The organism is Halomonas urmiana (genome assembly GCF_005780185.1).
Taxonomy (GTDB): Bacteria; Pseudomonadota; Gammaproteobacteria; order Pseudomonadales; family Halomonadaceae; genus Halomonas; species Halomonas urmiana.
This window is the reverse complement of the sequence record NZ_VBUI01000002.1, coordinates 196,105-216,451: the sequence shown is the minus strand read 5'-3', so window position 1 is coordinate 216,451 and position 20,347 is coordinate 196,105. Positions and strand designations below refer to the sequence as shown.

General features: G+C 68.3%; 19 protein-coding genes. 7 read left to right on the top strand and 12 right to left on the bottom strand.

The genetic code is table 11. The annotated features are described in order from the left end of the window. Positions 1-139: 139 nt before the first annotated feature. Complete coding sequence (locus tag FEI13_RS02345) at positions 140-1,414, top strand: O-acetylhomoserine aminocarboxypropyltransferase/cysteine synthase family protein (protein ID WP_138179151.1); 1,275 nt, start codon at positions 140-142, stop codon at positions 1,412-1,414. Positions 1,415-1,497: 83 nt separating this feature from the next. Here FEI13_RS02345 and FEI13_RS02340 read toward each other — a convergent pair whose 3' ends face one another. From FEI13_RS02340 to rarD, 3 genes are all read right to left on the bottom strand, one after another. After that, positions 1,498-1,749: a hypothetical protein gene (locus FEI13_RS02340; RefSeq protein ID WP_138179149.1), complete on the bottom strand. Its 252-nt coding sequence runs from the start codon at positions 1,747-1,749 to the stop codon at positions 1,498-1,500. A gap of 121 nt (positions 1,750-1,870) precedes the next feature. Next, a complete protein-coding gene (locus tag FEI13_RS02335; protein ID WP_138179147.1) occupies positions 1,871-3,019 on the bottom strand; it encodes an NAD(P)/FAD-dependent oxidoreductase in 1,149 nt (382 codons plus the stop codon). A gap of 69 nt (positions 3,020-3,088) precedes the next feature. Then, on the bottom strand, positions 3,089-4,027 hold the full coding sequence (gene rarD, locus FEI13_RS02330; RefSeq protein WP_138179145.1) for an EamA family transporter RarD: 939 nt from the start codon (positions 4,025-4,027) through the stop codon (positions 3,089-3,091). Positions 4,028-4,157: 130 nt separating this feature from the next. On the opposite strand from rarD, the gene FEI13_RS02325 reads away from it, so the two are divergent. Next, positions 4,158-4,973, top strand: coding sequence for an amidohydrolase (locus FEI13_RS02325; RefSeq protein WP_138179143.1), 816 nt, complete (start codon positions 4,158-4,160; stop codon positions 4,971-4,973). Beyond that, entirely contained in the window at positions 4,973-5,671 is a 699-nt protein-coding gene (locus tag FEI13_RS02320; RefSeq protein ID WP_138179141.1) for a pseudouridine synthase, read from the top strand. The genes FEI13_RS02325 and FEI13_RS02320 overlap by 1 nt, the downstream gene beginning before the upstream one ends. An 81-nt stretch (positions 5,672-5,752) precedes the next feature. Here the strand turns inward: FEI13_RS02320 and FEI13_RS02315 are convergent, their stop codons facing one another. The 7 genes from FEI13_RS02315 to gloB all read right to left on the bottom strand — a co-directional run bounded on the left by FEI13_RS02315 (position 5,753) and on the right by gloB (position 15,696). Beyond that, entirely contained in the window at positions 5,753-7,486 is a 1,734-nt protein-coding gene (locus FEI13_RS02315; RefSeq protein WP_138179139.1) for a sensor domain-containing diguanylate cyclase, read from the bottom strand. Positions 7,487-7,718: 232 nt separating this feature from the next. Beyond that, positions 7,719-9,305: an ABC transporter ATP-binding protein gene (locus FEI13_RS02310; RefSeq protein ID WP_138179137.1), complete on the bottom strand. Its 1,587-nt coding sequence runs from the start codon at positions 9,303-9,305 to the stop codon at positions 7,719-7,721. Next, entirely contained in the window at positions 9,298-10,398 is a 1,101-nt protein-coding gene (locus tag FEI13_RS02305) for an ABC transporter permease (RefSeq protein WP_138179135.1), read from the bottom strand. The genes FEI13_RS02310 and FEI13_RS02305 overlap by 8 nt, the downstream gene beginning before the upstream one ends. A gap of 3 nt (positions 10,399-10,401) precedes the next feature. Further along, a complete protein-coding gene (locus FEI13_RS02300; RefSeq protein ID WP_138179133.1) occupies positions 10,402-11,475 on the bottom strand; it encodes a microcin C ABC transporter permease YejB in 1,074 nt (357 codons plus the stop codon). Between the two features lie 324 nt (positions 11,476-11,799). After that, positions 11,800-13,629, bottom strand: a complete 1,830-nt coding sequence (locus FEI13_RS02295) for an extracellular solute-binding protein (RefSeq protein ID WP_138179131.1) — start codon at positions 13,627-13,629, stop codon at positions 11,800-11,802. Between the two features lie 43 nt (positions 13,630-13,672). Next, the gene (locus FEI13_RS02290; RefSeq protein ID WP_138179129.1) at positions 13,673-14,854 is read right to left on the bottom strand and encodes a transglycosylase SLT domain-containing protein; all 1,182 of its coding nucleotides are present in this window, start codon (positions 14,852-14,854) and stop codon (positions 13,673-13,675) included. A 74-nt stretch (positions 14,855-14,928) separates the two neighbouring features. Next, positions 14,929-15,696 carry a hydroxyacylglutathione hydrolase gene (gene gloB, locus FEI13_RS02285; protein WP_138179127.1) on the bottom strand — a complete coding sequence of 256 codons (768 nt, stop codon included), beginning with the start codon at positions 15,694-15,696 and terminating at the stop codon, positions 14,929-14,931. 95 nt (positions 15,697-15,791) lie between these two features. Here gloB and FEI13_RS02280 point away from each other — a divergent pair, with 95 nt between their 5' ends. The 3 genes from FEI13_RS02280 to nudC all read left to right on the top strand — a co-directional run bounded on the left by FEI13_RS02280 (position 15,792) and on the right by nudC (position 18,208). After that, a complete protein-coding gene (locus FEI13_RS02280) occupies positions 15,792-16,574 on the top strand; it encodes a methyltransferase domain-containing protein (RefSeq protein ID WP_138179125.1) in 783 nt (260 codons plus the stop codon). Positions 16,575-16,673: 99 nt separating this feature from the next. Beyond that, positions 16,674-17,435, top strand: coding sequence for a DNA polymerase III subunit epsilon (dnaQ, locus tag FEI13_RS02275; RefSeq protein WP_138179123.1), 762 nt, complete (start codon positions 16,674-16,676; stop codon positions 17,433-17,435). Beyond that, positions 17,435-18,208: an NAD(+) diphosphatase gene (nudC, locus tag FEI13_RS02270; protein WP_138179121.1), complete on the top strand. Its 774-nt coding sequence runs from the start codon at positions 17,435-17,437 to the stop codon at positions 18,206-18,208. The genes dnaQ and nudC overlap by 1 nt, the downstream gene beginning before the upstream one ends. Positions 18,209-18,220: 12 nt before the next feature. Here nudC and FEI13_RS02265 read toward each other — a convergent pair whose 3' ends face one another. Next, a complete protein-coding gene (locus FEI13_RS02265) occupies positions 18,221-18,532 on the bottom strand; it encodes an SCP2 sterol-binding domain-containing protein (RefSeq protein WP_138179119.1) in 312 nt (103 codons plus the stop codon). Between the two features lie 151 nt (positions 18,533-18,683). Here FEI13_RS02265 and sohB point away from each other — a divergent pair, with 151 nt between their 5' ends. Further along, on the top strand, positions 18,684-19,718 hold the full coding sequence (gene sohB / locus FEI13_RS02260) for a protease SohB (RefSeq protein ID WP_138179117.1): 1,035 nt from the start codon (positions 18,684-18,686) through the stop codon (positions 19,716-19,718). Between the two features lie 4 nt (positions 19,719-19,722). Here the strand turns inward: sohB and FEI13_RS02255 are convergent, their stop codons facing one another. Beyond that, the gene (locus FEI13_RS02255; protein WP_138179115.1) at positions 19,723-20,055 is read right to left on the bottom strand and encodes an ArsR/SmtB family transcription factor; all 333 of its coding nucleotides are present in this window, start codon (positions 20,053-20,055) and stop codon (positions 19,723-19,725) included. Positions 20,056-20,347: the final 292 nt, after the last annotated feature.

The window sequence follows — 20,347 nt, the reverse complement described above, 5'->3', positions numbered from 1 at the left end:
CTTTGGCGGCGGGCGGTGGCCCGCGAGCATGCCGACCAGACTAAACGATATTGGTCTCGAGGTTCAGGCTTGGTTAGCATCGGGTAAATCAGCGATACGCAGTAACACCCCCATCGATGACAACGCCCAAGGACACGCCATGAAGCCCGAGACCCTCGCCCTGCACCACGGCTACGCCCCAGACGACCAGCACGCCGTGGCCGTGCCCATCCACCAGACCACCTCGTTCTCCTTCGACAGCGCGCAGCACGCCGCGGACCTGTTCGATCTCAAGGTCGATGGCAACATCTACTCGCGGATCATGAATCCCACCTGCGCGGTGCTCGAGCAGCGCCTGGCGGCGCTGGAGGGCGGCATCGGGGGCCTGGCCTTGGCCTCTGGCATGGCCGCCATCACCGCCTCGATCCAGACGATCGCCGAATCCGGCGATAACATCGTCTCGATCAGCGAGCTCTATGGCGGCACCTACAACCTCTTCGCGCATACCCTGCCGCGCCAGGGGATCGAGGTGCGCTTCGCCGACAAGGACGATATCGAGGGTCTCGAGGGGCTGATCGATGCGCGCACCAAGGCGGTCTTCTGCGAGAGCGTCGGCAATCCCTCGGGCAGCGTGGTGGACATGGCGGCCCTGGCCGAGGCGGCGCATCGCCACGGGGTGCCGGTGATCGTCGACAACACCGTGCCCACCCCCTTCCTGTGGCGTCCCATCGAGCACGGCGCCGACATCGTCATCCACTCGGCCACCAAGTACATCGGCGGTCATGGCACCACCGTGGGCGGGGTGATCGTCGACTCCGGCAAGTTCCCCTGGGCCGAGCATGCCGAGCGCTTCCCGTTGCTCAACGAGCCGGACGTCTCCTATCACGGTGTCTGCTACACCCGGGACCTGGGCGAGGCGGCCTTCATCGGTCGCGCTCGGGTGGTGCCGCTGCGCAACATGGGCGCCGCGCTCTCCGCCCAGGCCGCCTGGCAGCTGCTGCAGGGCCTCGAGACCCTGTCGCTGCGCATCGAGCGCATCTGCGACAACACCCAGCGCATCGCCGAGTACCTGCAGGGTCACGACGCCGTGACCTGGGTGCAGTACGCCGGCCTTGAGTCCCACAAGGATCACGCCCTGGCCCAGCAGTACATGGACGGTCGCGCCTCGGGCATCCTCAGCTTCGGCATCAACGGCGGCCTCGAGGCCGGCGCTCGCTTCTATGATGCCCTGGGCATGATCCTGCGCCTGGTCAACATCGGTGATGCCAAGACCTGCTCGTCGATCCCCGCGGCCACCACCCATCGCCAGCTCAATGAGCAGGAGCTCAAGGCGGCCGGGGTCACCCCGGACATGGTGCGCCTCTCCATCGGCATCGAGCATGTCGACGATATCATCGCCGACCTGGATCAGGCCCTGGCCGCCAGCCAGGCCTGAGGCGGCGCCGGTTCCCTGGCTTCGGCTGTCGTGTCCGGTCACGGCAGTCGGGTCAGGGGGCCGGCCGGGTCCGCAGCCGAGGCTCAGCCGCCGAGTAGCTCCTTGACGGGCGTCGACGGGCCATGGCGGTCGATCAGCTCGTCCACCTCATTGATCAGCCACTTCCTGTCCTGCTGATACATCATCTCGCCGCCATCCGAGACCATGAGGTCATCCCCCATCAACAGCTCTCGTACCTCGCGGAGGGTGGCGCGCTCGGGGTCCATGAAGTCGTGTACCAACGCTGCAAGCTCCGGCGTTGCCGTGGGTCGATCCTGTCGTGACTGTTCGCTCATCGGGCTGACTCCTGGTGACGGGGACGGTCGGTGTGGTGGCGGCTGGGCCTCTTGTCGCCACGGTCTCCTTTCACGATAGTTCAGGTCCCGTCAGAAGCGGTAGGGCGCGTGCGGTGGATGATCAGGTGGGCAACCGGTGAAGGATCTGCCGATCGAGCCGGCGCTTCCAGGCCAGCGCCAGGCGTCCGCCCCACCAGCGCCGGCCGTGGATGGCGAGGCCCTGACCACCCAGGTCGAGGATCGTGACGGCCACTCGCCTGGGCACGTAGGGCGTCAGCGATCCGCCGGTCAGGCGGGCGCTGAGGTTGTCGGCCAGCACGGCGGCCTGGTGCCGGTCATGCAGGATCAGCTTCGGCAGCACCCGCTGGATGAGGGCCGCGCAGTCGCCGACCGCGAAGACGTCGGGGGAACCCGGGCTCTGCAGGGTCTCCTCGACGGCCAGGCCGCGCTCTGGAATCAGCGGCAGGCCCAGTCGCTCGAGCCCTTCGAGCGGGGCGAGTCCCGCGGCGTGTACCACGTGGTCGGCCGCGAGCCACTGCAGGCTGTCCTCTCCCCAGGCGTGATCGGCGGCGGTGAAGGTCACGCCCCCCGGAGCATGACCGGTGACGTTCACGTCGCACCGTACCGTGACGTCCTGGCGCGCGAGGTGGCGCATCAGCCAGCGCACGGCGCCCGCCGGGGCGCCCTCCAGCAGCCGTTTGTCCCGTGTCACCAGCAGGATCGCGGCACGGGCACCGGAGCGCCTGGCCAGCTCGCGAAGCTGACAGGCGACCTCTACGCCGCTGGCGCCGCCCCCCACCACGACGATCCGCGGCGCGGACCCGTAGGCGAACTCCCGCTCCAGGCAGTGGCGCAGCGCCAGCAGGCGAGGAATCGGCTTGATCGCCCAGACTCGAGGCCCCGGCGATGAGGGGGGCGGGCAGGGGCTGGAAGAGCCGAGATTCAGGGAGAGCAGCGAGAAATCCAGCGTCCGTCCATCCTCGAGCCGCGCCTGCTTCGTCTCGGGATCCAGGCTCGCCAGGCGTCCGCGGATCGGCGTCACGTCATGGTGCGTCGCCAGCCGGGCCGGATCCAGTCGACCCTCGCTGGCATCGTGCTGCCCGCCCAGCATGCCAGCGGCGATTCCCGCGTGCCAGAAGCCGCCGGGGTCGACCAGCATCACCTCGGCTTTCCCGAAACGTCGTCGATGGCGGAGTAGCTGCAGATGGACATGGCCGGCGCCGATCAGCAGCAGGCGGGGACGGTCGACGCTTGGGGATGGGGGATTCATGCCGCGATGGTAGCCCAAAGGCGAGGCCCGGGCGATACGGGCCCGCGCAGGCGGGGCGGCTGGGCCCGATCAACGCGACGCCGTCTGGGGGGCGGCGCGTCGACTGTGGGCGTGCCAGGCCGACCAGGAATAGAGGGCCAGGCCGAGCCAGATCAGCACGAAGGTCGCCAGCTGCGTGGCCGGCAGCGGCTCATGGAAGACCAGTAGGGCGATCACGAACTGGATGGTCGGGTTGAGATACATCAGAAACCCCAGCGTGGCCAGGCGCAGGCGCCGTGCGGCGCCGGCGAAGGCCAGCAGGGGCAGGGCAGTGATCACCCCGCTGGCGATCAGCAGCAGGGTGGTGCGGCCCTCGTGGAGGAAGTGGGAGAGCTCGGCCTGGGCGAGCCAGCCCAGCGTCATCAGCGCCAGGGGCAAGAGCAGCAGGGTCTCGACGAACAGCCCCGAGAGGCCGTCGAGCCTCACCTGCTTGCGCAGCAGCCCATAGGTGCCGAAGGAGAAGGCGAGGGTGAGGCTGATCCAGGGCAGCTCGCCGAGCATCACCAGCTGGATCGCGATGGCCGCGACGGCCAGTGCCACCGCAACGCCCTGCAGGCGGGCCATGCGCTCGCGCAGCACCAGCATGCCCAGCGCCACGTTGACCAGCGGCGTCATGAAATACCCAAGGCTCGCCTGCAGCACGTGGTGGGTCTCCACCGAATAGATGTAGAGCCCCCAGTTCAAGGCGATCAGCAGCGCGCAGCCCAGCACGCGACCCAGCCGCCTCGGCTCGGCCAGGGCCAGGCGAACGGGTGACCAGCGGCCGAGCAGGGTGATCAGGCCGGCCAGGAAGGCGCAGGACCAGATCACCCGGTGGATCAGCACCTCGAAGGCGGGTACGCCCTGGAAGAGGGCGAAGAACAGCGGAAAACAGCCCCACATCATGTAGGCGGCCAGGCCGAAGGCCACGCCCTGACCGGTTTCCCGGGAGAAGCCAGCGCCTGTAGCGGAATCGAGGGAGCGCGTCATGGAGATCTCGTGTCGCAAAAACCCTCGAGATTAGCAGGCTATCGGCGCCGCCGCCATGCGGGGACGGCTGACGCGACGCCGGTGCTGCGGTAGTCTGTGGGCCAGATACATCCCCGGACGGAGTCCCCCGATGAGCGAGTTGCGAACCACCCTGGTGCAGTGCGACCTGCGCTGGGAAGATCCCGATGCCAACTGTCGGATGCTCGAGGAGACGCTGGGCGATCTCGGCGCCGACGACACGGACCTGATCGTGCTGCCGGAGATGTTCGCCACCGGCTTCACCATGAACTCCCGCGAGATGGCCGAGTCCATGGCCGAGAGCCGCACCGTGGCCTGGCTGCAGGCCCAGGCGGCCCGCCGCGGCTGCGTGGTCACCGGCAGCGTGGCCGTGGTGGAGGACGGCGACTACTTCAATCGCCTGATCTGGGCGCGGCCGGACGGCAGCCTGGTGCACTACGACAAGCGCCACCTGTTTCGCATGGCCGGCGAGCACGAGCGCTACGCCATGGGCCACGAGCGAGTGATCGTCGAGCTCAAGGGATTTCGCCTGCTGCTCAGCGTCTGCTATGACCTGCGCTTCCCCGTCTGGCTGCGCCAGCAGCCGGGGCCCGATGAGCACTTCGAATACGACGCCCTGCTCTGCGTGGCCAACTGGCCGGCTCCGCGTCGCCATCCATGGCGGGTGCTGCTGCAGGCGCGCGCCATCGAGAACCTGTGTCCGGTGATCGGCGTCAACCGGGTCGGCGAGGATGCCAAGGGACTCGCCTACGCCGGCGACTCCATGCTGATCGATGCCAAGGGCGAGGCGCTTCTCGACGAGCCCCGCGACACGCCTTTCCTGAAGACCGGCGTGCTCTCGCTGGCGGAGCTTACGGCGTTTCGCGAGAAGTTTCCGGCCTGGCGCGATGCCGACCACTTCGGCCTCGCCGACGGGGTGGGGTTCTGATGCGCCTGGACCGTTTTCTCTGCGAGACCACCGACCTGACCCGCAGCCTGGCCAAGAAGGCGCTGCACCGCGAGGAGGTGCAGGTGGATGGCGAGGTGATCAAGAACCCCGCCACCCAGGTCGACGCGAGCCGTCGGGTCACCTGGAACGGCGAGCCCCTGGCGCTGGTCGGCCTGCGCTACGTGATGCTCAACAAGCCCGCGGGAGTCGAATGCAGCGCCCGGCGGGGCCTCTATCCGCTGGTCCGCGAGCTGGTCGACCTGCCGCATGTGGAGCGTCTGCAGACGGTCGGTCGACTCGACGTCGACACCACCGGCCTGGTGCTGCTCACCGATGATGGCCAGTGGTCCCACCGGGTGACCTCGCCGAAGCGACGCTGTGGCAAGGTCTATCGCGTCACCCTGGCCGAGCCGTTGGAGGGAGAGGCCCTGGTCGCCGCCATGAGCCAGTTCGCCGAGGGACTCTGGCTGGAGGGCGAGGAGAAGTCGACGCGCCCCGCTGACCTGGCGATGCGCGAGCCGCGGGTGGCCGAGTTGACTCTCTTCGAGGGCAAGTACCACCAGGTCAAGCGCATGTTCGCGGCGATCGGCCACCATGTGGAGGCGCTGCATCGTGAATCCATCGGTCCGCTGGTGCTCGGCGGGCTGGCGCCCGGCGAATGGCGAGAGCTCACCGAGGATGAACGCGCCCAGTTCTGACACGGATGGGCCATCTCCTTGATCCCGCCCCGACTTCGCCTCCTTGCCCAGGCACGCGTCTCGCCTGAGCAGCGCGCGCGCTCACGCGTAGGTCTCGACCCGGGCTCGTCCGCGGTGCTTGGCCGAATAGAGCGCCTTGTCGGCGAGCCCGATCAGCGTCAGTGGCTCGCTGGCATGCTCGGGATAGGAGGCGATGCCGCAGGAGATCGACAGGGTGTCGAGCACGCGGTCGCGATAACGAAAGCGCGTGCGGCCGAGAATCTCCATTAGTTCGGCCAGGCGCGCCTCGACCATGGCCGCGGTCGCGCCCGGCATGACGACGACGAACTCTTCTCCGCCCATGCGGCAGACCTCGTCGCTGTCGCGGAAATGATGGGTCAGCAGACGCCCCAGGCCGATCAGTACCGTATCCCCCGCCTCATGGCCCTCGCGGTCGTTGAACTGCTTGAAATGGTCGATATCGATCATCGCCAGGGTCAAGGGTGTGCCGTTGCGCCGGGCCAGGGCGGCCTCGTGCTCGACCAGCTCATCAAAGTAGCGCCGGTTGTGCACCCCGGTCAGGGCATCCTCGTAGGAGAAGGCCTGCAGCTTCATGACTATCTGCTCGAGGGCCTGGGTGCGCTCGGTGACCTGCTGCTCCAGGGAGTGGTTCAGGCGCTGCAGTTCCCGCTGGGTCTGGCGATAGTGCCAGAGCGAGATCATCACGATGGCCAGCGCGAAGCCCAGCGCGCCGCCGTTGACCGGGACACGACGCCAGCCGAGCAGCCCATGGGCCACGGCCATGTCGATCAGCAGCACCAGGGCGAAGAGCCCGTAGCTCAGCACGATCAGCCGCTGTTCGCCGTTGAGTACCCCCAGATGCACGACGATGGTCGTGAACATCCCGATGAGGCTCACCACCAGCAGCGCATCGAAGGGAGGGAAGGTGCTGGAGAGGTCGATGATCCCGGCGACGGCCAGCCCGATGGCCCCCGCGACGTAGCCCAGGTGCAGCTGCCAGATGCGGCGCAGCAGCCGTGGGCGCTGCTCGGCGAACCAGTGTTCCAGCATCAGCCCCATGGCCACGGGCAGGGTGTAGTAGCCCGCAGCGACCAGGTAGTCCCACAGCAGGGGCATGTCGAGCAGCAGTTGGCTGGCCTGGGTCTCGGCGAGCAGCATGATGCTGGAGGCCAGCGCGAAGAGCCCGATGCCGACGAAGCTGCGTCGGTTGGCCTGGATCAGGGCGAAGACGAAGGCAAGCAGGGCCAGCAGCATCAGGAAGGCACTGACCACTAGGTCGCCTGCCGAGCGCTTCAGGATATAGGTCAGCAGGTCGGGGCGGTCCATCAGCTTGACTTCGCCCCACAGGCCGATGTCGGTGTAGTCCGAGAAGACGCGGAAATAGAGAGTTCTGCCCGCGAAGGTCTCGGGCAGGCTGATCATGTGCCAGGGCCAGCCCTCGAAGCGTCCCTCGCCTAGCGCATCGAAGCGACCGTACTGGTAGATTCGCTCGTCACCGAGCCAGACCTGGGTGATCAGGTCGACGCTGTAGATGTACAGCACCGGGTCCCGCCACTCCGCCTCCGGGAGGGTGATGCGAAACCAGGCGTGCTTGTGGCCGTCGCGACCGGGTGGGTTGGAGGGGAAGGCGATGGAATGCCAGGCGTCCTCGCTGGCGGGCTCTTCGACCCAGGCGGGGGTGCCATCGGCGCGGAAGGGGGAGTCTCCCCAGCGGTATTCCCAGCCCTCGTCGAGATCCAGCGCCGCGGCGCTGGCACTCGCCATGAGCAGCGCGGCCAGCAGGGGGGCGAGCAGCGAGGAGAAGAGGCTACGCATGGCGTCTCATCGGCATGTTGATAGAGACGTAGTGTAACTCAGCGTAACTGGCGCGTACTCACCGCCTGTCAACGCCCCGATGACGCAGGCGCCCGATGATCGTATCCCGATGCGATGACCCCTCGGGCTCGACACGGATGACGGCGCGATGCCCTGCTCGATCATTCTTATACCGTTATCTAGTATCTCGGAAGCCGATCGGCGCCTCGTCGTCGTCCTGGCGTTTTCCGACTCAGTCGACCTCGCTGAGGCCGGCGGCCGCCACCAGGGCCCGGGTATAGTCGCTGGCGGGCTGCTCGAGCACCTGTCGGCAGTCACCCTGCTCCATCACTTCGCCGTCCTTGAGCACCAGGATGCGGTGCGCCATGGCACGCACCACCGCCAGGTCGTGGCTGATGAACAGGTAGCTCAGCCGACGCCGGGCCTGCAGGTCGCGCAGCAGTTCGACGAGTTGCTTCTGCACGCTGCGGTCCAGCGCCGAGGTGGGCTCGTCGAGCACCACCAGACGCGGCTCGAGGATGATGGCGCGCGCCACCGCGATGCGTTGGCGCTGGCCGCCGGAGAACTCGTGGGGGTAGCGGGAGGCACACGCCTCGGGCAGGCCGACCTCGCGCAGGGTGTCGCGGACCCGCCGCTCGACCTCGACCAGGGAGAGCTCCGGGTGGTGGAAGCGCAGCCCCTCGCTGACGATATCGAAGACCGGCAGGCGCGGGGAGAGCGAGCCGTAGGGATCCTGGAAGACCACCTGCAGGCTACGGCGCTGGCGGCGCAGGTCGTTGCCGCTTAGCTGATCGAGGCGTGCCCCGTCGAAGTCGATCTCGCCGCGCCCCTGGCCCAGGCGCAGCAGGGCCAGGGCCAGGGTGGTCTTGCCCGAGCCGGATTCGCCGACGATGCCCAGGGTCTCGCCGGGCGCCACTGAAAGGTCCAGCGGCTTGACGGCCTCGAAGGGCGGCGGGCGACGCGAAAACAGCCGCTTCGGGCGCTGGAAACTGACCCCGATGCCGCGCGCCGCGAGTAGCGGCGCGCGTATCTCGATGGGCACCGGCCGTCCGCTCGGCTCGGCATCGAGCAGCAGGCGGGTATGGGGGCTCGTCGGACGGGTGAAGACCTCGTCCACCGCGCCGCTCTCCTGCGACTGGCCGTGGTGCATCACGCAGACCCGGTCGGCGTGGCGGCGCACCAGGTTGAGGTCGTGGGTGATGAAGAGCATGCCCATGCCGTGGCGGTCACGCAGTTCGGCCAGCAGGGCGAGGATCTCCTGCTGCACGGTGACGTCCAGCGCCGTGGTCGGCTCGTCGGCGATCAGCAGCTCCGGCTCGTTGGCAATGGCCATGGCGATCATCACCCGCTGGCGCTGGCCGCCGGAGATCTGATGCGGCCAGGCGTCCAGCAGCTCCTCGGCCCGCGGCAGCTTGACCTGCTCGAGCAGCGCCCGGGTGCGGTGTCGCGCCGCCTTCCCGGTAAGCCCCTGGTGCAGGCGCAGTGCCTCGCCGATCTGCTTGCCGATGGGGTGCAGCGGGTTCAGCGAGGTCATGGGCTCCTGGAAGACGAAGCCTACCCGGCTGCCGCGCAGTCCCCGCCAGCCTCGCGGCGAGAGGCCGGCGAGGTCGGTGTCGCCGAGGCGGCGACCGCCCTCGATTCGCGCGTTGGGGGGCAGCAGGCTCATGGCGCCGAGCGCCGAGACCGATTTCCCGGAGCCGGACTCGCCCACCAGGGCCAGGGTCTCGCCGCGTCGCACCGTGAGCGACAGCCGGTCGACCACGGTCACGTCGTCGAAGGCGATGGTCAGGTCGTCGAGTCGCAGCAGGGGCTCAGGCATCGTGGGGCGTCCTCGGGGTGGCGGCATGCTGGATATGGCGCGGGTCGAAGGCGTCGCGCAGCCCCTCGCCGATGAACACCAGCAGCGAGAGCATCACCGACAGGGTCACGAAGGCGGTGATGCCGAGCCACGGCGCCTGCAGGTTGTTCTTGCCCTGCGCGACCAGCTCGCCGAGCGAGGGCGAGCCCGGGGGGAGGCCGAAGCCGAGGAAGTCCAGGGCGGTGAGGGTGGTGATCGCCCCCGTGAACAGGAAGGGGATGAAGGTCAGGGTCGCGACCATGGCGTTGGGCAGCACGTGGCGCCACATGATCAGGTGCGAGGGCAGACCCATGGCGCGGGCGGCGCGCACGTACTCCAGGTTGCGCGCGCGCAGGAACTCGGCGCGCACCACGTCGACCAGGCCCAGCCAGGAGAACAGCAGCATGATGCCGAGCAGCCACCAGAGGTTGGGCTCCACCAGGCTCGCCAGGATGATCAGCAGAAAGAGCATCGGCAGCCCCGACCAGATCTCGGTGAAGCGCTGGCCGATCAGGTCGACCTTGCCGCCGAAGTAGCCCTGGATGCCGCCGGCCAGCACCCCGAGCACCAGCGAGCCGGCCGTGAGCACCAGTGCGAAGATCACCGAGAGCCGAAAGCCGTAGATGACCCTGGCCAGCACGTCGCGACCCTGGTCGTCGGTGCCCAGCCAGTGGCGGGTGGTGGGCGGCGAGGGAGCGGGGTGGTCGAGCGCCCGGTCCAGGGTCTCGTAGGAGAAGGGAATCGGCGGCCAGAGCATCCAGCCGTTGGCGGTGATCTCGTCCCGGGTGAAGGGGTCGCGATAGTCGGCGGGACTCGGCAGGAAACCGCCGAACGCGGTATCGGGATAGTCCACCAGCACCGGCGCATACCACTGCCCCTGGTACTGCATGACGATCGGCCGGTCGTTGGCGATCAGCTCGGCGACCAGGCTGAGCAGGAACAGCGCCGCGAAGATCCACAGCGAGAGCCTGGCGCGGCGATTGTCGCGAAACACCGCCAGGCGGCGCCGAGTGATCGGCGAGAGGCGTGACGGGCGGCGAGTGGCGATGCCGGGGGCGGTGCTGGGGGCGTTCATGACTCAGGACTCCCGTGTCTCGAAGTCGATGCGCGGGTCGACCCACACATAGGTCAGGTCCGAGACCAGCTTCAGGATCAGGCCGATCAAGGTGTAGAGATAGAGGGTGCCGAAGATCACCGGGTAGTCGCGCTGCATCACCGCTTCGAAGCCCAGCAGGCCGAGCCCATTGAGGGAGAAGATCACCTCGATGAGCAGCGAGCCGGTGAAGAAGATGCCCACCAGCGCGGCGGGCAGGCCTGCGATGATGATCAGCATGGCGTTGCGGAACACATGGCCGTACAGCACCCGCCGGTCGCTGGCGCCCTTGGCGCGGGCGGTCAGCACGTACTGCTTGTGCACCTCGTCGAGGAAGCTGTTCTTGGTCAGCATGGTGAGGGTCGCGAAGCTGCCGATCGCCGAGGCGGCCACCGGCAGGGTGATGTGCCAGAGGTAGTCCTTCACCTTGCCCCAGGGGGAGAGTTCGTCGAAGTCCGCCGAGGTGAGGCCGCGCAGCGGGAACAGGTCCCAGTAACTGCCGCCGGCGAACAGCACGATCAACAGGATCGCGAACAGGAAGCCGGGGATGGCGTAGCCGACGATCACCAGCCCCGAGCTCCAGACGTCGAAGGTGGAACCGTGGTGCAGGGCCTTGCGGATGCCCAGCGGGATCGAGACCAGGTAGACCACCAGGGTGGTCCACAGGCCCAGCGAGATCGACACCGGCAGGCGTTCGAGCATCAGGGTGGTGACCTGTTCGTCGCGAAAGAAGCTCTCGCCGAAATCGAAGGTCGCGTAGTCGGCGATCATGCCGAGGAAGCGCTCGTGGGCCGGCTCATCGAAACCGAACTGCGCCTCGAGCTTCTCGATGAAGGCGGGGGGAATGCCCCGGGCGCCGCGCGATTCGCCGCTCGCCGAGACGTCGCCGCCGCCCCCTTCCATGCGCGTGCTGGCCTGGCTGGAGAGCCCCTGGAAGCGGGCCAGTACCTGGTCGATGGGGCCGCCCGGGGCGGCCTGGACGATGATGAAGTTGAGCAGCATGATTCCCAGCAGAGTGGGGATCATTAGCAGCAGGCGGCGCAGTACGTAGGCGGCCACGGCGTATCCTTAGAGCTTCTATGAAATCTCAACGAGAGATGAGCTTTCCCGGCGCCAAGCCCCGGAGTGCCGGACCACCGCGAGGGCGCTGTGAACCCTTCCCTGGGCGCTACCGACGCCCTGCGGCGCTCTTGCATCCTGCTCCGCTTGCAGGGCCGGTGCTGGCCATCCATGGCCAGCCCGTTCGGAGCAGTGCTCCTCACCCCTGGCGTAGGACCCTCGCTGCGCCTTGTCCCCGGCGCTCATCTGCCAGCAGCATTGGTGTCACACCTCACACCTCACACCTCACACCTCACACCTCACACCTCACACCTCGCCCCTCGTTCAGCGATTGCGCTGGCGGGCCTCGATCTCGCGGCCGCGCTCGGGGTCCACCCACCAGGCGTGGAGATCCAGGCCGTACTCGGGGAAGGGCTCCTGCCAGCCGAATTTGTCCCACAGCGCGATGCGCGTCTGGCCCAGGTGCCACTGGGGTATGACGTAGAACCCCCAGCGCAGCACCCGGTCCAGCGCCCTGGCGGCGGTGTCGAGCGCCTCCCGGGAGTCGGCGGCGATCAGCGCGTCGACCAGGTCGTCGATCACCGGGTCGCTCAGCCCGATCAGGTTGCGGCTCTGGGGGACATCGGCGAACTCGCTGGTCCAGAAGTCGCGCTGCTCGTTGCCGGGGTTGGCCGACTGGGGGAAGCTGCCGACGATGATATCGAAGTCGAAGCCGCGCAGCCGATTGAGGTACTGGTTGACGTCGACGATGCGGATGTCGCCCTGGATGCCGAGCCGCTCGAGGTTCTGCAGCAGCGGCTGCACGACCCGCTCGAACTGGGTGTCGAAGAGCAGTACCTCCAGGCGCAGCGGTGCGCCGGTATCGAGGTGGGTCATGACGCCATCCTGAACCGCGTAGCCCGCCTCATTGAGCAGTTTCAGCGCCTTGGCAAGCCGTGGGCGCAGCCCCTCGGGGTGATCGATCGGTAGTGGCGACTCGAAGACCTCGTCGGGCAGCGCCTCGCGATGGGGCTCGAGCAGCGCGAGCTCGGCCTCGCTCGGCAGCCCCTCGGCGGCCATCTCGGAGTTGGCGAAGTAGCTCTCGGTGCGTTCGTAGGCGCCGTAGAAGAGGTTACGATTGAGCCACTCGAAGTCGAAGGCGAGGTTCAGCGCCTCGCGCACGCGCACGTCCTGGAAGGTCTCGCGGCGCAGGTTCATCACGTAAGCCTGCATGCCGGCGGGCTGGCCATCCGGCACCTCGAGGCGCTCGACGAAGCCCGCGTCGAGGGCCGGAAAATCGTAGGCGGTGGCCCAGTTGCGGGCGCTGGTCTCGATGCGCAGGTCGAGGTTACCGGCCTTGAAGGCCTCCAGGGCCACGGTCTGGTCGCGGTAGTAGTCGTAGATCAGCCGTTCGATGTTGTGACGGCCGCGGTTCACGGGAAGATCCTGCCCCCAGTAGTCCGCCACGCGCTCGTAGACGATGCGCCGGCCCGGCTCCACGGTGGCGATGCGGTAGGGGCCCGAGCCGAGCAGGGCGTCCCGGGTGGTCGCCTCGAAGTCCCGGCCCGCCCAGTAGTGGGCCGGGAGGATCGGCAGCTGGCCGAGTATCAGCGGCAACTCGCGGGATTCGCTGTCGGCCAGGTCGATGTGCACGGTGTCCGCATCGACGGCCCGGACCTCCACCACGTCGGCGTAGTAGGCGGCATAGAACGGCTGGCCCTGCTCGGTCAGCGTCTCGAAGCTGAAGATCACGTCCTCGGCGGTGACCGGGTGGCCGTCGTGGAAGCGTGCCTGGGGGTGGAGGTCGAACTCGATCCACTGGCGATCGGGATCCAGGCGTACGCCCTCGGCGAGCAGTCCGTACATCGAGAACGGCTCGTCGGGGTTCTGGGCCAGCAGGGTGTCGTAGATCTCGGTCAGCCCGGTGGCCGGGGTGCCGCGGATGATGAAGGGGTTGGTCGAGTCGAAGCTGCCGATGGCCGAGCGCACCAGGCTGCCCCCAATCGGGGCCTCGGGGTCGGCATGGGGCAGGTGGGCGAAGTCGGCGGGCAGGGCCGGGTCGCCGTAGAGGGCCAGACCGTGCACGGTCGGCACGTCGGCGGGCTCGGCCGCCAGGGCCGGCCCGCCGAGCATCGCACCCAGCAGCAGGCCCAGGCCAGGGGCAGCGTGTCGCATCGATCAGCATCCTTGTAGCAGGGCGGGGCCTTGGCCCCGGTCATCAACTACCGGAAAGTGTCAGCTGTTGCCCCGGTTGTAAAGTATCGGGCCGCTCGATGCCGTTCCAGCGGGCCAGCTCGGCCAGGGTCACGGAGTGGCGCGAGGCGATCGCCGAGAGGCTGTCGCCTCGGCGCACCACGTAGGTCGCGGCGCTGGGGGTGGTCGCGCGATCGGGGGTGTCGCGGCGCAGCCGGGCGACCATGCGGGTGGCGCTTTCGGCGGGCACCAGCAGGCGCGTCACGCGCCGAGGGTCGGCGCGGTTGCCGAGCAGGCCGGGATTGAGATCCTCGAGTTCGGTGCGCGAGACGCCGGCAAGCCTGGCCGCCTCGCCAAGCGCCAGCGACCGGGTCACCGGCACCTCGGCCACGGCGGGCTCGGCCTCGATCTCGGGCAGCGCGACGCCATAGCGCTCGGGGTCGGCGATGATCGTCGAGATGGCGATCAGCTTGGGCACATAGTCCATGGTCTCCCGCGGCAGGTCGAGATCCCAGTAACTGCCGGCCTTGCCCTGGGCGAGCGCGGCACTGCGGGCACGGTTCACGTTGCCGGCGCCGGCATTGTAGGCGGCCAGGGAGAGTTCGATATCGCCCTCGTACCACTGGTCGGCCTGCATCTCGATGTAGTCCAGTGCGGCGTGGGTGGAGCGCGCCACGTCGAGGCGTCCGTCGTAGCCACCGCCGCGGTGCAGGCCCAGGGCGTTGCCGGTACCGGGCATGAACTGCCAGAGGCCGCTGGCGCCACGATGGCTAAGGGCGGTGGGATCGAATGAGCTTTCGATGAACGGGATCAGGGCGATCTCGCCGGGCAGCTGGCGCTCCTCGACGCGCTCGGTGATCCAGGCGAGCCATGGACGAGCCCGTTCGGTGATCTCGGCGATATTGTGTGGGCTCTGGCGATAGTGCTCGATCCAGTGCTGGACGCGCGGATGGTCGGCGTCTGCCTGCCACTGGAAGGCCTCGCTGAGGCGCGACCAGGCGTCCTGGGGTTCCAGGGCCAGGGCGTCCCAGAAATGCAGGCTGCTGGGCAGAGGGGCGGGGCGGGCCGTCTGGCTGGCCGAATCATCCTTGAAGGCGCTCCCGGGCGTCGTTGAGGCCTGGCTGTTGCCGGCGGCCATCAGTGATCCCATGAGAGCGAGACAGCTGGTGAAGCCCAGGATCCGTCGACGTGAGGTGTAGTAGGTCATCGAGAGGTGATCTCCAGGTCATACGAAGACCCGCCCCGCGGGGGCAGGCCCGAAAACGTCTGTCATCAGAGCGTTCAGAAGTCGTCTTTCCAGGTGCGCAGCGTGGTGAAGGTCGCCAGGTCGGTGTCGGTGTCGCCATGGGCGGCGGCAGCCTGGCGCACGCCGGCCGAGTCGCAGCGCAGGAACGGGTTGATTCGGCGTTCACGGCCGAGGGTGCTCGGCAGCGTGGGGCGGTCGAGCTCGCGGGCGCGGCGGCACTCTTCCTGGGCCGTCTCGACGTCGGTGTTGTCCGGGTCGGCGGCGCGGGCGAAGGCCAGGTTGGCCTGGGTGTACTCATGAGCGGCGAAGACCAGGGTCTCCTCCGGCAGGGTCGCCAGGCGCGACAGCGACTCGTGCATCTGCGCCGGCGTGCCCTCGAAGAGCCGCCCGCAGCCGCCGCTGAAGAGCACGTCGCCACAGAACAGCAGCGGCGGGATGCCCGCCGTAAAGAAGCCGATGTGATCCAGGGTATGGCCGGGCAGGGCGAATACCTCGAACAGCCGCCCCATCACCCGCACCTCGTCACCGTCGCCGACCCGCTCGTCGATGCCGTCGATGGCGGGGTTGTCCGGCCCGATCACGCGCGGCGAATAGCGCGTGATCAGCTCGCGCAGGCCACCGGTATGATCCGGGTGGTGATGGGTGATGAGCACGGCGCCGAGCTCGAGGCCCTCGCGCTCCAGCCACTCGATCACCGGCGTTGCATCGCCCGGGTCCACCACGCAGACTGCCCGGCTCGTATCCTGGCGCAGCAGCCAGATATAGTTGTCGCTAAAGGCGGGGATCGGTGTCACGCTCAACATGGCTCAGGATCCTTGACGGAGGCGTTCCCAGACGCTGCCGCGATTCGTTGCGATATGGCTTGCAAAACCCGGCACTTTGGAGGGATAAGGGCGTTATGTCAAATTCGCGGGATCTCCATGGACTGGCGCAGCTGGTACGGGATGGCCGGCGCTACTGGGCGTCTCCGGCGGGGCAGACCCTGTGGCGGGCCGAGCGCGCCTGCCTGGGGCCGGTCTGCGAGCGTCTCTTTGGCCGGCACAGCCTGGAGCTCGGCATGGCGCCGGTGCTGAGTGACATCTGCCCGATCCGCCATGCCCTGAGCTGGGCGCCGACCCGCGAGATGGCCGCCCATGACGCGACCCTGGTCTGCCCACCCGATGGCCTGCCGCTGGCCGATGACAGCGTCAGCCTGGTGGTGATCCACCACCTGCTGGAGGTGGTGCCCGACCCTCACCACATGCTGCAGGAGGCGGCTCGCGTCACCGCAGACGACGGTCGGCTGATCATCTTCGGTTGGTATCCGCTGAGTGCCGGTGGCCTGTCACGCGCCTGGCCCGGGCGGCGCGAGCGCATGCCCGGGCGGGGGCGCTGGCGCACGCCTGGGCGCCTGGGAGACTGGCTTACGTTTGTCGACTTCGAGATCGACCGGGTAGACTACTGCGGCTTCCATCTGCCCGGCGGCCAGCCGCGCAACGCCATGCTGGAGACCCTCGGACGGCGGCACAACCTGCCGCTTGGCGACAGCTACATGATCCTCGCCCGGCGCCGGACCCAGCTGGTCCAACCGCAGCGCCCGGGGTTCGAGCTGGCCAGTCCCCTGATGGGGCCGACGCTCGGCAGCGCCACCCGGATCGGCACCCCGCGCGCGGCTCGGTGCGAGAAGGCATCGCTGGGTTGAGACACGACGTCCGCTCCGGGCAGTGACGTTCCACCGTGTGACGGCCGTGTCGCCCCTGGCTTCCCACCCCCCTGTTACCCGCGAGTCGACGAGGACCCCATGCGTCAGATCATCCTGGATACCGAGACCACCGGCATCGACCCCCGCGACGGCCATCGCCTGATCGAGATCGGGGCGGTCGAGATGGTCAACCGCCGCCTCACCGGCAATTCCTACCACCAGTTCATCAATCCCGAGCGCGACATCGAGGCCGAGGCCATCGGCATCCACGGCATCACCAACGAGCGCGTGGCCGACGAGCCGGTGTTCGCCGCGGTCGCCGACGCCTTCTGGTCCTTCATCGAGGGGGCGGAACTGGTGATCCACAACGCGCCCTTCGACGTGGGCTTCATCGATCATGAGCTTGGCCTGCTCAACGCGCGCCGCGGCGAGCCGCGCCTCGGCCCGGTCGCCGAGCACTGCCGGATCCTCGATACGCTGAAGATGGCGCGCGATCGCCATCCCGGTCAGCGCAACAACCTCGACGCGCTGTGCAAGCGCTACGACATCGAGAACGGACACCGGGTGCTGCACGGCGCCCTGCTCGACGCCGAGATCCTCGCCGACGTCTACCTGGCGATGACCGGCGGCCAGACCGCGCTGTCGCTGGACGCCTCGGCGGCCGCGGAGGGAGCCTCCAGCGAACAGCAGGGCCTCTCCATCCGCCGGCTATCGCTGACGCCGGGACAGCTACGCGTGGTGCGCCCCGACGAGGGTGAGCTGGCCGCCCATCAGGCCAAGCTGGAGCGCATTCGCGAGGCCGCCGGAGCGTGCCGCTGGGACGCCCATGCCGGGCTCATCGGAGGGGAGGTGAATCGCTGATGCTGCATCGGGAGCTGCCCAGCGAGGCGACGGCCGGGCGGGTGATTCGCCTGGCCCGCGGGCGCATCGCCCCGGGGACCGACGACGGCCCCCTCCAGGCCTTCCAGCCCTGGCATGCCCGGCTGCAGCCACTGTGCTGGTGGCAGGAGGAGCCGGTGGCGCTGTCGCTGGAGGAGCGGCCCGGCGAGGACTGGCCGCCAGCCCGCGAGTGGCTCGCTCGGCTTCCGGAGCCCTGGTACGCGCTGATCGCCACGGCGCTGCAGGTGGCGGCCTGGCTCGAGAACCATCGGTTCTGTGGGCGCTGCGGGACCCCGGCGGCGCGGCTGGACGCCGAGTTCGCCATGCACTGCGAAGCGTGTGGCCATCGCAACTATCCGCGCAACTCGCCCTGCATCATCACCCTGGTGACCCACGGCGAGTCGCTGCTGCTGGCGCGCAGCCCGCGCTTTCCCCCGGGGCGCTACTCGACCCTGGCCGGCTTCATCGAGCCCGGCGAGGCCGCCGAGGAGGCGGTGCGTCGCGAAGTCTTCGAGGAGGTGGGGCTCAGTGTGGGGCGGGTCAGCTACTACAAGAGTCAGCCCTGGCCCTTCCCCCACTCGCTGATGCTGGGGTTCTTCGCCGAGGCCGCCAGCCGGCGCATTCGCATCGACGGGGTCGAGATCGCCGATGCCGACTGGTTCAGTCCGCGGCGCCTGCCCCAGCTGCCCCCGCTCTACTCCATCTCGCGGGCGCTGATCGAGACGCACCTCAAGGAGGTCGGGGGCCGCGGCTAGGAAGAGGGCGATTCAGCGACTCGGGAAGAGGCTCGAGAGCCTGGTGGCCAGCATGATGTTGCCGGTCGCCTTGAGCTTGCCGGTCATGAAGGCGCTCATGCCATTGATCTCGCCGTTCATTACGCCCTTGAGGGTGTCGCTGCTCATGCTCAGGCTGACCGAGGGATCGTCGTGTTCGCCCTCATGCACCTCCAGCTGGCCGTCGTTCACCACCAGGTAGTGGTCGCCGACGTCGCTGAAGTGGAACTGGAAGACTTCGTGCATGCCGCTGGCGGCATCGGCATCGAAACGGCGCTGGAGCTTGTCGAGAGTAGCATCGGACATCGGGGATCCTTGTGGGGGCAGTGGAGGGTGTCTTGAGCAGGGATGGGGCGCTGCCCAGCGTATTTGAAACACTTGTTTGAATCAAGCGCCCTCGCGCCGCGGGGAAACCTCGGCCAGGCTGACGGCAGGGCGCGTCGACGCGGAGAGCATGATGAACGAGTGGCTGACGGATTTCGGCATGTTCGTGGCGCAGCTGTTGACCCTGGCCTTGGTGGTCGGCCTGGGGGCGGCGCTTTACATGAAGGCGCGAGGCGAGACGGGGGAGCGCTCTCGGCTGCGACTCGAGGAACTCAATCAGACCCGCCGCCAACGTCTGCGCCGAATGCAACTGGTGGCCAGTCAGCCCGGCGCCCGCAAGGGCCTGCTCAAGGCCTTTCATCGCGATGACAAGGCGCAGGCCCGCGGCAAGGGCGAGCAGCTGGCGCGTCCCACGGTCTGGGTGCTCGACTTCCACGGCGATCTCAAGGCGAGCGCCGCCGGCCGTCTGGCCGAGGAGGTCTCGGCGGTGCTCGAGGTGGCCGGCGCGAACGACGAGGCGGTGCTGCGCCTCGAGTCGGCCGGCGGGCTGGTCCACAGCTACGGACTCGCCGCCGCCGAGCTCGATCGGCTGCGTCAGGCGGGACTCACCACCACGATCTGCGTCGACAAGGTGGCAGCCAGCGGCGGCTACCTGATGGCGTGTGGCGCGGATCGCCTGCGTGCCGCACCCTTCGCGGTGATCGGCTCCATCGGGGTGGTCGCCCAGCTGCCCAACCTCCATCGCCTGCTCAAGCGTCACGACATCGACGTCGAGCTGCTCACGGCGGGGCGCTACAAGCGCACCCTCACGGTGTTCGGCGAGAACACCGAGGAGGGGCGCGACAAGTTCGTCGAGGATCTCGAGACCACCCACCAGCTGTTCAAGCGCCATGTGGCCGAGCGCCGCCCGGGCCTGGACATCGAAGCGGTGGCCACCGGTGAGATCTGGTTCGGCAGCGATGCCCTCGAGCGGGGCCTGGTGGACGACCTGGGCACCAGCGAGGCCTATCTGGTCGAGCGCATGCGCGAGGCCCGGGTGATCAGCGTGAAGCTGGAGCAGAAGCCGACGCTCTCCCATCGCCTGGGGCTGGGAGTCTCGAGAGGCGTGGAGCGAGGCGTCGAGCGGGGGCTGGAGATGCTTGACGCCGGTCGCTGGCAGAAGCGCTGAGGCCTTACGACCTGCCGTCGAGGTCCAGGCTACCGAGCGCCTCGATGAGCCTCCTGGCGCGCTCGCCCTGCAGCGAGTAGTAGATGGTCTGCGACTCGCGGCGAGTCGTGACGAGGCTCTCGCGACGCAGGATCGCCAGGTGCTGCGACAGCGCCGACTGACTGAGCACCAGCCGCTGATTCAGCTCGGTCACCGACAGCTCGGTGCCGTCCAGCAGGCAGAGAATCCGCAACCGGTTGTCGTTGGCCATCGCCTTGAGTAGGGAGCTGGCCTCGTTGATGACCGCCTCTCCGCCTTCGAGGAGGCGTGCTGACGCACCTCTGGTGGTAGTGCCCATGATCTGTGCCCTGCGTTGCAGGCGTCGCCCATGGTCGGCGCCTGCGCGGTGAAAAGGATCCCCTGAGTCCACGCCTGGGGGGGTGTGATCGGTCATTCGTCGACCTTCTGATTCAGCTTATTCGCAATAATAGCGCAGCCTGGACGCCAACGCCGGATCAACGCTGCCGACGCGAGGGCGCATCCGGCGGTAAGGGCGCGAGCTTTGTTGACAATGGAGGGCAGGGTTCTCGTCCTTTTGTCGAATGTTAGCCGATGGTATGAGGTTTATCGGCGAAGCATGCTCTAGAGTG

Coding starts and splice junctions, on each gene's coding strand:
- FEI13_RS02290 (WP_138179129.1), bottom strand. CDS start 14,854: ATGACCTACTACACCTCACGTCGACGGATCCTGGGCTTCACCAGCTGT.
- FEI13_RS02335 (WP_138179147.1), bottom strand. CDS start 3,019: ATGAATCCCCCATCCCCAAGCGTCGACCGTCCCCGCCTGCTGCTGATC.
- FEI13_RS02280 (WP_138179125.1), top strand. CDS start 15,792: ATGTCAAATTCGCGGGATCTCCATGGACTGGCGCAGCTGGTACGGGAT.
- FEI13_RS02320 (WP_138179141.1), top strand. CDS start 4,973: ATGCGCCTGGACCGTTTTCTCTGCGAGACCACCGACCTGACCCGCAGC.
- FEI13_RS02265 (WP_138179119.1), bottom strand. CDS start 18,532: ATGTCCGATGCTACTCTCGACAAGCTCCAGCGCCGTTTCGATGCCGAT.
- FEI13_RS02340 (WP_138179149.1), bottom strand. CDS start 1,749: ATGAGCGAACAGTCACGACAGGATCGACCCACGGCAACGCCGGAGCTT.
- FEI13_RS02325 (WP_138179143.1), top strand. CDS start 4,158: ATGAGCGAGTTGCGAACCACCCTGGTGCAGTGCGACCTGCGCTGGGAA.
- FEI13_RS02255 (WP_138179115.1), bottom strand. CDS start 20,055: ATGGGCACTACCACCAGAGGTGCGTCAGCACGCCTCCTCGAAGGCGGA.
- FEI13_RS02295 (WP_138179131.1), bottom strand. CDS start 13,629: ATGCGACACGCTGCCCCTGGCCTGGGCCTGCTGCTGGGTGCGATGCTC.
- rarD (WP_138179145.1), bottom strand. CDS start 4,027: ATGACGCGCTCCCTCGATTCCGCTACAGGCGCTGGCTTCTCCCGGGAA.
- sohB (WP_138179117.1), top strand. CDS start 18,684: ATGAACGAGTGGCTGACGGATTTCGGCATGTTCGTGGCGCAGCTGTTG.
- FEI13_RS02305 (WP_138179135.1), bottom strand. CDS start 10,398: ATGAACGCCCCCAGCACCGCCCCCGGCATCGCCACTCGCCGCCCGTCA.
- FEI13_RS02310 (WP_138179137.1), bottom strand. CDS start 9,305: ATGCCTGAGCCCCTGCTGCGACTCGACGACCTGACCATCGCCTTCGAC.
- FEI13_RS02315 (WP_138179139.1), bottom strand. CDS start 7,486: ATGCGTAGCCTCTTCTCCTCGCTGCTCGCCCCCCTGCTGGCCGCGCTG.
- gloB (WP_138179127.1), bottom strand. CDS start 15,696: ATGTTGAGCGTGACACCGATCCCCGCCTTTAGCGACAACTATATCTGG.
- dnaQ (WP_138179123.1), top strand. CDS start 16,674: ATGCGTCAGATCATCCTGGATACCGAGACCACCGGCATCGACCCCCGC.
- FEI13_RS02345 (WP_138179151.1), top strand. CDS start 140: ATGAAGCCCGAGACCCTCGCCCTGCACCACGGCTACGCCCCAGACGAC.
- nudC (WP_138179121.1), top strand. CDS start 17,435: ATGCTGCATCGGGAGCTGCCCAGCGAGGCGACGGCCGGGCGGGTGATT.